Genomic DNA, 12667 nt, shown 5'->3' on the forward strand with positions numbered 1-12667 from the left:
CACGCCAAATCTGGCGTGTCTTTTTGCGGGCTTGCCATGGTGAATCAAGGTTTTTGAAGCCGGGTATTACAGTAAAGTGAGATCTTTAAAGAAAGCTAGAACAGCTTCGTCTTTATGATGGGCAGTAACGGCCAAACCCAGCTGAATCGTAGCGTTCAGCTTCAAAACCTGTGCCGCAAAGAGCTTCCATTCTTCCTCTCCCGTACGGCAAAAGGCTTCAAAGCTGTCGCCTGATCGCTTCAGCCTAATCCATGTTTCGGGAAAAAGCACGGGAAACTCCGGTGTTTCAGAAGTGTAATCGGAAGGATAGATCGCTGCGCTTTCACCACCTGATTTTTCACGGAACTGAAGCTCATATCCGCCGTTGTTCTTATTTCGGGCGCTGTTATCTGGAAATACCATATGGTAAATATGCGGGCTGTCGGCCTCTAAAGTCTCACGAGCCATGATCCCAGCCTTTGTATATAAGTCCGCGCTGCTCAGAGACTCCAAGCGGACCGAAAAATCAAAATCTCCTGTATGTGCAGCATAAGCGAAGTGGAATTGATCGGATGCACCCCAAATATCGGTGCCTCCTGCAGTCAGAAGGTATCCATCGGAATATGCCTCCGTTGACCCCTGTTTGACCGGATTGCCTATATCCGTTCCTATTAAAGTAAGATGACTCATTATGTTATCCCCCTCAAGTATGCATCAATGAATAGAGTATAATCGATAAATGAAAGAAGGAAAAGTAGTGATCTGAAGGTGAGTTAGTAACCAAAAGGTTATTAGTCGAAGGGACTTAGTTACAAAGATACAACCACAATCAATGTAATTTTACATGTTGACCATCTATCGATACAAAATCTACCTTCTCCATTGGAATCATCTCTGGATAAAGCAGTTTAATTCGATTGTTATTTGTTGCAATCAAGCTTGATTCAGAATGAATGATTGTTCCGTCCGTAAAATGAATAGCTATATCCGCTTTGGATATATTTTCTCCGCTTATAGAATTACCATCAAGTGTAATACCAAGCGGTGAAACTTCAACATGTGTAATCGTAGTATCAGCAATATTTATATTAACAGCACCTTGTTTTGATGTTGTAGTTGTCTCCAACTTAAACGAGGTTCTCCATTTGCCCGGAACAAAATTTTTATAAGTTGTAAATTCACCTGCCAGCTTCAAATCCTTGAGCTGTGACAGTTCTGATAAATCAAACACATATTCATCATAATCTCCCGAATAGGTGGTCTGACCAAGCTTGTATTGTCCGTGACTTATCGTGTACATAGCAATATCCTGCCTTTTACCTTTCGCGTCTGTAAAATAAAAAGAGCCATGGTTAAAGCGCCCCATTTTGCTATTCGGATTTACTTGAATATGTAATTTGCCCTCGACAAATCCGATGTTGGAAATATATTGCCAGTCCATACCAGGCAGTGGAATAGCGAATTCATCATGTTGAAGAACCGCAACCTCCGGCTGCTTCATTACTTCATCTAAACCCTTACCGCCTCCGCCTATCGGATCTGTTTTTGTATCCAATATTTCATAATTAGGCTGTGGTCTTTTTTCAAGAAGGGAATAAAGATTAAGTCCTGTATCATAATTTTTGTCAGTCATGGCACCGCTCAAGAATGAATCCATTCGAACGGTAATTTTTTTACCGTTAAATTTTTTTCCGCCATTTAATCTCATTAGCATAGTAGCTGTTTTTGTTGTTTCGTCGTAATGAATCATTTGGGCGTTATGAACGGTGGCTCCTGTTACGGAGAAATCATAAATGTCGATGGAGTCATCCACCCGGTTGCCTGATAAATCGGTAATATTAAAATAAATAGCTGCCATTTCATTGTCATTTAAGGCTGCGAGCGTTTGCATCTGAATCCCTTGATCCTCGCTGACTTTTTGAACTGGCTGAAGAAGCTTTAAAGCATCCTTCCCGATGGCGTTCAAAACATATGTTAGATCAAAAAAAACCATCCCCGCCGCACTCGTAACAAGACATAACGAAATGATGGCTATCATGGCAATCGATATGATTTTTTTTCTATATTTCTGTTTAGGCTGAATGCCTTTAATACCTGCTTTCATATAAAATTTAGCTTTAATATTCGTTAAATTCTCTTCTGTAAATTTGAACGAGTCGTTTGACATAGTTAGTATCACATCCTTAAACATGTAATGAGTTTGGGTTATGTAATGATTACTTTTTTCCTTTTAGAAAAAGCCCCCTAAGACGCTGCTTGGATCGATAAATTTTGTTCTGTACCTGTCTTAATTGAAGGGATAAGGCCGTAGAAATCTCCGCAGGCTTTTGCTCATAGTAAATTCTTCGTATCATAATCTCACGATCGGGTTCAGAGAAAGCATGGATGGCTTTCAACAATTCTTCATCACTTTCACGACTTACAACATCGTTTAAAATATTATCAGTTCGAAGGTTAATATTGTCGTCAAAAGGGAGTACGGATGTTTTTTGGAGTTTGCGAAATCGATCAATCGCTTTATTTTTTGCAATAATGACAAGGTAAGTTTTTAAACTCCCTCGCTTTTCATCAAAAGCAGTCGGTTTTTGCCAAAAAGAGAAAAAAACATCTGCTACACATTCCTCTGTTTCCTCAGTAGGAGCAGCGTTTAATATAGATCCGACTACCATCCAGAGAAGCTTTGAATACATATCCATTACTAATTCAATGGCTTTTGGATCCTTCATTTCAACCGCTGTTTTTATTTGAAGATCATTCATTCCTTATTTTTCACCTCAGCTTCTCTACTAGCATATCTTCACTATACATTTCGAAAGAAATATCATTTTTTCTCAATGAAAAAAATTCACAAGATTTCGCCAGAGCCTCATCGCATTATCAGAAACGACCTGAATAAAGGCAGTTTCTTCATTCTTCTTATCGGATTTTACATAGATGAAAAAAATTTATACATAATCGTTTTTAAAAATAGGTAAAATATAAATAACCAAACATCAAATTTTTCGACTTTCAAGCCCTCATTACAAATGCTCCCGAATCAGACGTGGTTAAAGGCAGTAAATCGCAGTAAGGTGCACATCTAAATCCATGTATGGTATTATATTATTAACGATAAAACAAGCAAAAAGCAAAGCTGCCATAATGAAGGAGTTTTTATTTTGAATGATGCTATGATCATGTTAAAGAAAACGAGTCGTACTTTTTATATTCCCATCAATCGTTTAAAAGAAGGATTAAAGGAAGCAGTTGCAGCTGCCTATTTGTGTATGCGTGCGATTGATGAAATTGAGGATCATGAGACGCTTGAGGACGATGTGAAAGTGGAGCTTTTGAATGGCATTCATGATGCATTCGAGTCAAAGGATGTCGTTAACGAATCTCAAAAGCTGTTGTTCCCCTATCGTGATGTACTGCCCGATGTGACGATGCGAATTCATGAATGGGCGCTGCTATGTCCTCCCACAGTCACTGAAGTCGTATACCGCAACACTTCAAAGATGGCCAAGCAGATGGCAGATTGGGTTCACGTAAGCTGGAACATTCGGACGGAAGAGGATTTGGACGGTTATACGTATAGTGTTGCAGGCATGGTTGGGGAAATGTTATCTGAGATCTGGTTCTGGTTTGACGGTACAAAATCAGATCAAGAGAAAGCGGTTGCTTTCGGCAGAGGCTTGCAGGCTGTCAATATTTTACGCAATCGTAAGGAAGATCTGGAACGTGGCGTAGACTTTTTTCCTGATGGCTGGGGCACGAAGGAAATGATCAAGTACACGCGGCGCAATCTAAAGCTTGCTGATTCCTATATTGTAGATTTGAAGGGCGGACCGGCTCTCGACTTCTGCAAAATCCCGCTAACGTTGGCGCATGCGACCGTTAACCTGATTGCTGCAGGCGGCAACAAGCTTACAAGGGATGCCGTTATGAAGCTTGTAGGCAGCATTAATTAAGCAACTGATCAAATAGTTAAAAGCCAAGCCCATGATCGAAAGCAGGGCTTGGCTTTTATTTGTGTCCATTATGACATCGTTATTGATTTCTGATTACTCTCTTTTTATTAAAATTTGTACCTTGAGTCGTCTTATAAAGAACATACCCACCCGAAACGATTGAGATCAGGAAGCACGCGAGGACGAGAAGCGAAATGGCTGACCAATCGACGATGCTTCGACCAAGATACGTTTGCCAGCCAATTGCGATTAAACCGAGCAGGAAGGTGATCCCCGTAATATGGATCCATATGCTGCGAGCTCTAGCGGTAAATGAAGTTCGTTCAGTAAGCCAAGCGACAACCGGTACGGCTTGCAGCGCGTGGAAGCCAAGGCCGTGGAGTACTATAATGTTGCCATGTGCACCGACAACTCGACCTTCATTTATCGATATCCAAACACCTGCTGCAAACGAGAAAAGGATAGCGATCATTGCATAACGTATGCCTGCAACTAGCTCTGGCCTGAGAAAATACGCTTTTCTGCGGAAAAAATGAATGGCTAAGAACAGATAATATAGGGAGATCAAGAGTGCTACGAATGTGAAAATGGAACCGACCGCGACGTCAAATGCCGCACCGCCATTCACAAACCTTGGGTTTGCACCGCGAAAATTTTGCACCGTTTCCGCAAAATAGGAATATAGCGCAAGCAGGATAAACGACCATCGGAAGAAAGCTCTGCTTCTTGATCCCATCCCGGAATACGGAACGATCGCCGCCGTCGACAGCAGAAATATGCCAAGCGCTGCATTAAAGGAAAAAGCATGGGATACATTTCCATTAGGTGAAACAGGCCCTCCATACAGCATTACCCATACGGCACAAATCCCGGCAAGCAGGAAGCCGAGAAACCCGGTAAGCACTAACCCTTTTTCCCCTTCAAAAAAACGAACGGATGGATCTACTTTTTCAACTGTCCTCCTCATTCTCTCCACAACCATTGTAGCTTCTCCTTATCTGTCCCGTAAGACTTTGATATATTTATTGTACGGCGATACAGAAATGGAAAAAACATCCTTAAGTCTGTGTCTTCGTTTAGACATTAGTCGCGATAGCTGTCAGTCCTTCGACCGACTGGCAGCTACAGCAGAAGGCAGCAGTGAGTAAACGTTTTGCAGCAATAGCAAGCTGCTGCTTAGCTTGAACTTTGAGCCCGAGAACGTACAGCGGTCATAATTGAAGAAATTTATCATGAACAACATCGTAAGAAAGTCCACTTCGGACGCAAGGAAACACAACCTTCTCATTCGCGTGATTAGATATACTTGGTTATATCAACAATAAAAGGGGGATTCGAAAAGTAGGCAAGGCTCAGCTCAGTCTAGTCCCGCACGGGTAAAGCCAAATTATTGAAAGGAATGATAATGAAGAATGAGAGTATCCAGACTGATCTGCCTAATTCAAATCTTTTGCCTCGCCGCATTAGCTTGGAGCTTGCCGGTATCCGGCAGCGCAGGGGGAAACGAAGATGCAGCCGCAACCTCAACAATTGTGCATGTATCCAATACGGATGAACTTGAAAGCGCTATCAATGAAGCTGCCCCTGGTACGACGATTTTACTTGCCGACGGAACCTACAACCGAAGCGGATCGTTTCATATCGAGGACAAGCACGGAGAAGAGAGCAGCCCGATTACCATCATGGCGGCTAATCAAGGTCAAGCGACAATCACTGGACGGGCAGGCTTTTCAGTGATCAACTCCTCGCATGTCGTATTGCGGGGGTTGAAGTTCACTGGCGAGTCAACTGCCGTCAGCATGAACAACTCTCATCATATTAGGCTGACCCGCAATACATTTGCCCTTGCGCCGACGAGCAATCCAAGCGGCTTGAAGTGGGTGCAATTCACAGGAGAAGCAAGCCATCATAACCGGATTGACCGCAATGAATTCGGACCTCGCACTGATCTTGGGCAAATGATCGCTTTCCAAGGCAAGGTCATGTCGCAATATGACGTCATTGAATACAATTACTTCCATGACGCCGACCATCAGTCAGTGAACGGCGGCGAGACGATTCGAGTCGGCCTGTCCGGCTCGTCGATGTCGAACGGCTTCGCTACGATTCAGTACAATCTGTTTGTCAATCTGAATAGCGATCCAGAGGTCATTTCGGTCAAGAGCGGGAATAACACCGTTCGTTTCAATACCTTCATCGACAACAGAGGCCAAGTAACCGCGCGGCACGGGCATACCAACAGCTATTATGGCAATTACTTCTTCCGTTCCGGAGATAAGCCTAACGTCGGCGGCTTCCGCATCTACGGCAATGATCACAAAATTTACAATAACTACTTCTATAACATCAATAATGCCATCCATATCGATGGCGCTAATTATGATGCAGGACCGGACGGAAGCCAGTACGACTCCTCGGTGCTGACCAGGCACTGGCGCGTGTACCGGGCACAAGTTTTCCATAATACGATCGTAAACGGAACGCTCGGAATCGTCGTCGGCAAGAGCTACGTTTACGGTCCGGTGGACAGTGTTGTAGCCAATAATATTGTAGTAGGCACAGGCGGATCATTGTACAGTGATGTGAAGTCGACAAATACCTTATACGAGGGCAATATCGGCTTTGGCGATGTGCTGAGCGACGTTCCGAGAAGCACGGCCGAGATTCAGGAAGTCGATCCGCTTCTTGTCAGTCAGAATGGGCTGTATAGACTGACTTCAGAGAGTCCGGCTATCGACGCCGCAACGGGCAGCTATTCGCTGGAAGTCGACATGGATGGACAACCTCGAGCAGCCAGTGATATCGGAGCGGATGAATATGCTTTGGGACCTGTTCGCACACAGCCGGTCACAACCGCAGAAGTAGGTCCGAATGCATGGACACATTTGACAGCACAGGCCGAAGGAACACAAACTGCAGGTGGTTGGTATACGTCCAACGTTGCCGTCAAACTTGAAGCCGTTAACGTAGAAATAGGCGCAGGCCGACTTGAATTCCGTGTGAATGATTCGAATATCTGGCTAGAATCACGCTCGGGTAATCCTATTATACTGACCGAGGATGGGCAAAATAAGCTTAACTACCGTTATGTTAATGAAGGAATCGCTGAGCCTGAGAAGGAGCTCATCACTGCTATCGATCGCGATGCGCCTACCTTTCAGTTGCTCGGAAATGGCTCCTCTATCGGAGCGGCATCGTCCTTCGCCGATACAGAGAATCTTGCTCTTGAGCTGCAAGCGGAAGATGCCGGATCAGGAATCTCAGCTCAGAGCTTTAGCTGGGATGACGATGCATACGTGACTTCGGCGCTTATCCCGTTAGCCGGGCGTTTGGGCGAGCATGTTATTAAGGTGTCTGTTATGGATGCGGCTGGGCATGCTGCCGAAGCTGAATATCATATAAGCGTGACTCCTACATTCGAGACGCTGCAAGACTTGCTTGAGCAGCATATTAGCGCAGGAGCAGTCAGCGGACCGTCGGTTAATCAGTTGTCCAACAGTCTGAGGCAAGCCTTGCATCACTATGAGCTCTCAAATGCGAGTGGATCCAATAAACAAGCTGTGAAATTTCTGGACAAATTTGCCGAAAATGCGAAGAACGCTCAAGCAGCCCAAGTTTCACCTGAAGCCAAAGAGTCGCTAGTCGGCTATGCGACGGCATTGACTGCGTTCCTTCAAAAGTAAAACAAAAAAAGCGCCTCTGCCTGCTTCCCCGTGTGCATTGACGATTAGGCGCGGAGAATGTCCTTGCAGCTATGAAGCGGTTCGAAAAATGCAACTGTGTTTTTAATAAGCAAGTTTAATCGAATAGACAAAGGAAGCATGATGAGCCTAGCGGTTCAACATGCTTTTTTGTTTGCCGCTTGACAACAGAAACTGTATAAACTAATATTACAGTATTGAAAAAAGTTACAGTTAAAGCGAGCAGATAAATGAGAAACGGGAGAGATGAAATAAATGAACTCAAATTATAAGCCATTGTTTGAAACTTTTGCTTTGAAATCCGGTGTTGAATTAAAAAATCGCGTCGTGATGGCGCCAATGACGAATTTTTCCTCGAATGAAGACGGAACGGTATCCAATTCTGAGCTTCAATACTATGGCCGCAGATCAGGCGGCGTGGGACTAGTCGTTACGGCCTGCATTTATGTTTCACCAAACGGCAAAGGATTTCCAGGGGAATTTGCGGGCGATAGCGACGAAATGATTGACAGCTTAAGAAGCTTGGCTTCTACGATCAAAGAAAAAGGCGCAAAGGCTGTATTGCAAATTTTTCATGGAGGCAGAGAATGCCCGCCTAGTTTAGTGAATGGCGATGTAGTAAGCGCAAGTGCTGTAGCGTCCGAGCAAAATGCAAATGGAGTTCCTAGAGCATTGCAGAATGAAGAAATCGAGGACATTATCCGCGACTTCGGAGAAACGACAAGAAGAGCAATAGAAGCAGGCTTTGATGGCGTTGAAATTCATGGCGCCAACGGTTATCTCGTGCAGCAATTCTTCTCTGCTCATTCGAATACGCGTGAAGATAAATGGGGCGGCAGTGTTGAAAATAGACTGCGCTTCCCGCTAGCGGTGGTAGATGAAGTAAAGCGTGTCGCAGCTAAGCATGCGAAGGGACCGTTTCTTGTCGGCTACCGGTTCTCTCCTGAGGAAGCGACGACACCTGGCATAACGATGGAGGATACCTTCAGACTTATAGATAAGCTTGCTGAGAAGGAGCTGGACTATCTTCATGTTTCACTGCAGGATTTCTGGTCGCTGCCAAGGCGCGGCGCGGATGAGACGAAAGCTCGCATAGAGTGGATACAAGAGCGTGTAGGACATTTGGTGCCAATTATCGGTGTCGGCTCCATTCATACGCCGGATGATGCGGTGAAGGCTCTTGACATAGGCATTCCGCTCGTTGCGATTGGCCGCGAGCTCATCATAGAGCCGGATTGGGTCGAGAAGGTGGCCGAGGGTAGGGAATCGGAAATAAAAACAACGCTTAGCAGAGCTGATCAAGATCGTTTGGTCGTGCCGACGCCACTCTGGCAGGCTATTGTCCATACACCAGGTTGGTTCCCGCTAGGCGATTAATATAGAAGCAAACAGGCCAGAGATTACTCTGGCCTGTTTTTTTTGCTTGCTTGAAAACTAAAAATGATTTGCTAGTTGTTTTAGTACTAAAGTTATTGTATCATCATACAATAGGTTGGCAACCTAACTAAATTAAAAAAAGTAGTTTTGCTGCCAATAGGCCATAATAATAAAAATATTTAATATTTAGGAGTGCAGGGCAAATGGAGCAATTGACTCAAAAGAAAAAAGTTACAATCATGATTGCTCTGATGGCAGCGATGTTCTTCGCCGCTATCAATCAGACGATCGTGAGCACAGCAATGCCGCGGATTATTGCAATTTTAGGGGGCATAGAGTATTACACATGGGTCATCACGATCTATATGCTCACCTCAACAATTGCCACTGTATTGGTAGGGAAGCTGTCTGATATTTATGGACGTAAACCATTCCTGCTCGTCGGGATTGTACTTTTTATTATCGGTGCCTTTATGTGCGGGACATCAACGACCATTTTTCAGCTCATTACGTATCGGGGTATTCAAGGCATAGGAGGCGGTATTCTCATGTCCGCCACCGTCACAGCGGTAGGGGATTTGTTCGCACCGCGTGAGAGAGCTAAATGGACCGGCATAATGATGGCTATTTTTGGCTTCTCTAGTGTTATTGGTCCGACACTTGGCGGATTTATGGTCGATCACATCGCGTGGAAATGGATTTTCTGGATATTCCTTCCTCTTGGTCTAGTCGCTTTCGGGATGATTTGGTCGATGTTCCCGAAAACAGTTCGCAAAACAACGGAATCGATCGATTATCTGGGATCCTTATTTCTATCGCTGACCATTATTTCACTTCTGCTCGGCTTCTCATGGGCAGGAACGAAGTATGACTGGGATTCATTCGAAATTATCGGTTTGCTTGGTGCAGCGGTCGTTTTCTTAATTCTTTTGCTGCTTGTTGAACGCAAAGCAAAAAGTCCCGTGCTGCCGTTATCGATGTTTAAGAACGGCATTGTTACCATTTCGAATTCCATTGGCTTCCTCATGAATGCCGGAATGATGGGCGCAATGATGTATTTGCCGTTTTTCGTACAGGGCGTGCTTGGCATATCGCCAACCACATCAGGCTTCGTTAACATGCCAATGTCGATTGCGATGATCATCCTCAGTACGTTATCGGGTCGCTGGATTTCAAAATCAGGCAAATACAAACGTTTTGCGCTTGCGGGTATGCCATTTATGGTAGTAGGCATGCTTATGATGGCCTTTATGACTAATGTTGGCTTTGCGGTTGCAGCGATGATTGTATTTGGTATCGGCCTTGGTATTTCGATGCCTGTATTTACGTTAACGGTTCAAAACGCTGTAGCTCCTTCTGAGCTGGGTGTAGCTACCGCTACGGCTACCTTATTCCGTAACCTTGGCGGGACGATCGGAATTGCAGTAATGGGTACGGTTATGAACTCGACGTTGACAAGCAAGCTTTCGGATGCGGTAAAAGCAGGAGAAGGCCCGGATCTCTCGAAGGTAGATCCTGCTACAGCTGAGAAGCTGACGAGCTTCCTCAATCCGCAAATGCTGCTTGATCAGCCTAAGCTGAAGGAATTGCATGCAACGCTTCCTGAACAGATTCAGCCTTTATTTACTCATATTATCGAAATGGTGCGTTCGGTACTAAGCGACTCGCTTACGGTCGTATTCCTATTCGGCATGGCATTGCTGATCATTGCATTCGTTCTTGTGTTTTTCTTGAAAGAAATTCCGCTTCGTACCTCCAATGACATGAAAGCTAAAGCGAGTGTAGAACAGAGGGATAAATTAACAAAAGAGCCAGCTCTTAATTAAATAGTAAGAGAGGCTCGCAGAGGCGGGATTTCGTTGTTTGCAGCAATGCTTTCAACGAAATCCCATTTCTATATTTAAAACTCATCATTCGTTTTTACAGTCTCGAGATATTCAAAAACCTGATTAAGCAGGCTGACAAGCTGATCGCTTTGCTCCTTGCCTAAATGATCGACCATCCCTGTGAAAATAGTATTAAATCGTTCAGACGCCTTCTGGGCGAGCTGCTCGCCTTTGTCGGTTAACGTAATTTCCGTTATTCTCCGATCAGTCTTATCGGCGGAGCGCAGGACATAGCCAGCGCTAATTAAGCTATTGAGCATTTGTGTTACAGTAGGCGATGTGACTTGAAGCATTTTGCTTATTTCTGATACATTAGTGTTTGCTTTACCTTTGTCGTTGCATTGCTTTACACATATTAGCATTCGGATTTCACTGGCCTTAAGTCCTCCCCACGTTTTTTTACGCCAGTCTGCTCGTCCAAATCGTTGGAAAACATTCATTAAATCCGAAATGTTTTCATATTTATCCGTGCTCATTGATTCACCTCAGTGAATTTATTTAATCATTTAATTAGGTTACCAACGCAATTATAGTTAGATTGAGGTTAATAAGTCAATGATAGAAAAGAAATGAGGTCCAAGATGCACGATTATGAGGAATGGAAGGAGCTGTTTCCCCTTTTAAAGGGTGTTTACAAAAAGCTGAAAGCCGAATGGTACAAAGGCATGGATTGCAGCTTCTCTGTTAACCAAACGAGAATGATTCAATATTTGGATCGTCAAAGTCCGATGAAATCAACGGATCTAGCAGAGCTGCTGTTCATTACAGCTGGCGGCGTGACGCTTATCGTGGACAAGCTTGTAGAGCGTGGGCTTATTCAAAGATATCGCGGTGATGAAGATCGGCGTGTCGTTTATTTGGAAATTACAGATGAGGGCAAGCAGTATATCAAATCCTTTGAAGAAAACGACGAGGCCATCATTCGTTATATGAGCGAGCGTGTCTCGCAGGAGGATTTGGCTCATTTGAGACGGATATTTACGCTTTTTAATGATTAGCACATGCATGGAAGGGGAAAATTGCAGGATGGTTATGGATCAAATGCACAAAATGAAAGAAATGAAGCATCAGATTACACGATTTTTGATGATGTACAAGTTTGCGCTTCAAGAGCTGGAAACGAAGATAGAGATTTTGAAAGAGGAGTTTCATTTATTGCATGCCTATAATCCGATTGAGCATACTAGCTCACGCTTGAAATCGCCGAAGAGCATCTTGGAGAAGCTGTACAGAAAGCAATCTGATCTTACTTTCTCCAGCATTCGCAGCAACATTAAGGATATTGCAGGCTTGCGCATTACCTGTTCATTCATATCGGATATTTATCGCATTAAAGATATGCTGAAAAATCAAAGTGACCTAAAAATAATCGAAATTAAAGATTATATAAAAAAACCAAAGCCAAATGGCTATCAAAGCCTCCACATGATTATTGAGGTTCCGGTATTCATATCAGACCGGGTTCAGAATATATGTGTAGAGGTTCAAATTCGGACGATCGCAATGGATTTTTGGGCTAGTCTTGAGCACAAAATTTATTATAAATATAATCAATCCATTCCGCCGCAGCTGTTGGAAGAGCTGAAGGAGGCAGCTGAATCCGCTTCCGCGCTGGATCAGAAGATGGAGCGCCTCCACAATGAGATCGAAGCGATCAAGGAAGAACGCGAGGATGATATCGGGGATGAGATGATTCGCCTGCTCATGAACAATCAGAGCTTTGCGATTCCCGGCATGCTGCTCGATCTATTCGATGAGGGCGAGCTAAAATAAT

Annotated in this window: 12 protein-coding genes; 6 read left to right on the forward strand and 6 right to left on the reverse strand. The window is 44.1% G+C overall.

The window, feature by feature from the left end; all coding sequences use genetic code 11:
• Positions 1-66 precede the first annotated feature (66 nt).
• The 3 genes from AC2TDN_RS16605 to AC2TDN_RS16615 all read right to left on the reverse strand — a co-directional run bounded on the left by AC2TDN_RS16605 (position 67) and on the right by AC2TDN_RS16615 (position 2738).
• Positions 67-669 carry a DUF1349 domain-containing protein gene (locus AC2TDN_RS16605; RefSeq protein ID WP_484689039.1) on the reverse strand — a complete coding sequence of 201 codons (603 nt, stop codon included), beginning with the start codon at positions 667-669 and terminating at the stop codon, positions 67-69.
• 139 nt (positions 670-808) lie between these two features.
• Complete coding sequence (locus tag AC2TDN_RS16610) at positions 809-2146, reverse strand: hypothetical protein (protein ID WP_484689041.1); 1338 nt, start codon at positions 2144-2146, stop codon at positions 809-811.
• A gap of 49 nt (positions 2147-2195) precedes the next feature.
• A complete protein-coding gene (locus AC2TDN_RS16615; protein WP_484689042.1) occupies positions 2196-2738 on the reverse strand; it encodes a sigma-70 family RNA polymerase sigma factor in 543 nt (180 codons plus the stop codon).
• Positions 2739-3149: 411 nt separating this feature from the next.
• Here AC2TDN_RS16615 and AC2TDN_RS16620 point away from each other — a divergent pair, with 411 nt between their 5' ends.
• Positions 3150-3929 (forward strand): squalene/phytoene synthase family protein, encoded by a 780-nt coding sequence (locus AC2TDN_RS16620; protein WP_484689155.1) that lies wholly within the window; start codon positions 3150-3152, stop codon positions 3927-3929.
• Positions 3930-4008: 79 nt separating this feature from the next.
• On the opposite strand, the gene AC2TDN_RS16625 is transcribed toward AC2TDN_RS16620, so the two are convergent.
• Both AC2TDN_RS16625 and AC2TDN_RS16630 read right to left on the reverse strand, forming a co-directional pair.
• On the reverse strand, positions 4009-4911 hold the full coding sequence (locus tag AC2TDN_RS16625; protein WP_484689044.1) for a hypothetical protein: 903 nt from the start codon (positions 4909-4911) through the stop codon (positions 4009-4011).
• Positions 4912-5028: 117 nt separating this feature from the next.
• Positions 5029-5172 carry a hypothetical protein gene (locus tag AC2TDN_RS16630; RefSeq protein WP_484689046.1) on the reverse strand — a complete coding sequence of 48 codons (144 nt, stop codon included), beginning with the start codon at positions 5170-5172 and terminating at the stop codon, positions 5029-5031.
• Positions 5173-5341: 169 nt separating this feature from the next.
• On the opposite strand from AC2TDN_RS16630, the gene AC2TDN_RS16635 reads away from it, so the two are divergent.
• The 3 genes from AC2TDN_RS16635 (at position 5342) to AC2TDN_RS16645 (ending at position 10833) form a co-directional block, all read left to right on the forward strand.
• On the forward strand, positions 5342-7612 hold the full coding sequence (locus tag AC2TDN_RS16635; RefSeq protein ID WP_484689048.1) for a chondroitinase-B domain-containing protein: 2271 nt from the start codon (positions 5342-5344) through the stop codon (positions 7610-7612).
• A 273-nt stretch (positions 7613-7885) separates the two neighbouring features.
• Positions 7886-9007, forward strand: a complete 1122-nt coding sequence (locus AC2TDN_RS16640) for an NADH-dependent flavin oxidoreductase (RefSeq protein WP_482068326.1) — start codon at positions 7886-7888, stop codon at positions 9005-9007.
• A 203-nt stretch (positions 9008-9210) separates the two neighbouring features.
• Positions 9211-10833: an MDR family MFS transporter gene (locus AC2TDN_RS16645; protein ID WP_482068325.1), complete on the forward strand. Its 1623-nt coding sequence runs from the start codon at positions 9211-9213 to the stop codon at positions 10831-10833.
• 74 nt (positions 10834-10907) lie between these two features.
• On the opposite strand, the gene AC2TDN_RS16650 is transcribed toward AC2TDN_RS16645, so the two are convergent.
• Positions 10908-11369, reverse strand: coding sequence for a MarR family winged helix-turn-helix transcriptional regulator (locus AC2TDN_RS16650; protein ID WP_484689050.1), 462 nt, complete (start codon positions 11367-11369; stop codon positions 10908-10910).
• Between the two features lie 105 nt (positions 11370-11474).
• On the opposite strand from AC2TDN_RS16650, the gene AC2TDN_RS16655 reads away from it, so the two are divergent.
• Both AC2TDN_RS16655 and AC2TDN_RS16660 read left to right on the forward strand, forming a co-directional pair.
• Positions 11475-11891 (forward strand): MarR family winged helix-turn-helix transcriptional regulator, encoded by a 417-nt coding sequence (locus AC2TDN_RS16655; protein WP_482068323.1) that lies wholly within the window; start codon positions 11475-11477, stop codon positions 11889-11891.
• 28 nt (positions 11892-11919) lie between these two features.
• A complete protein-coding gene (locus AC2TDN_RS16660) occupies positions 11920-12666 on the forward strand; it encodes a GTP pyrophosphokinase (RefSeq protein ID WP_482068322.1) in 747 nt (248 codons plus the stop codon).
• The last annotated feature ends 1 nt before the right edge of the window (position 12667 follow it).

It is taken from the genome of Paenibacillus sp. Y660, assembly GCF_057221575.1.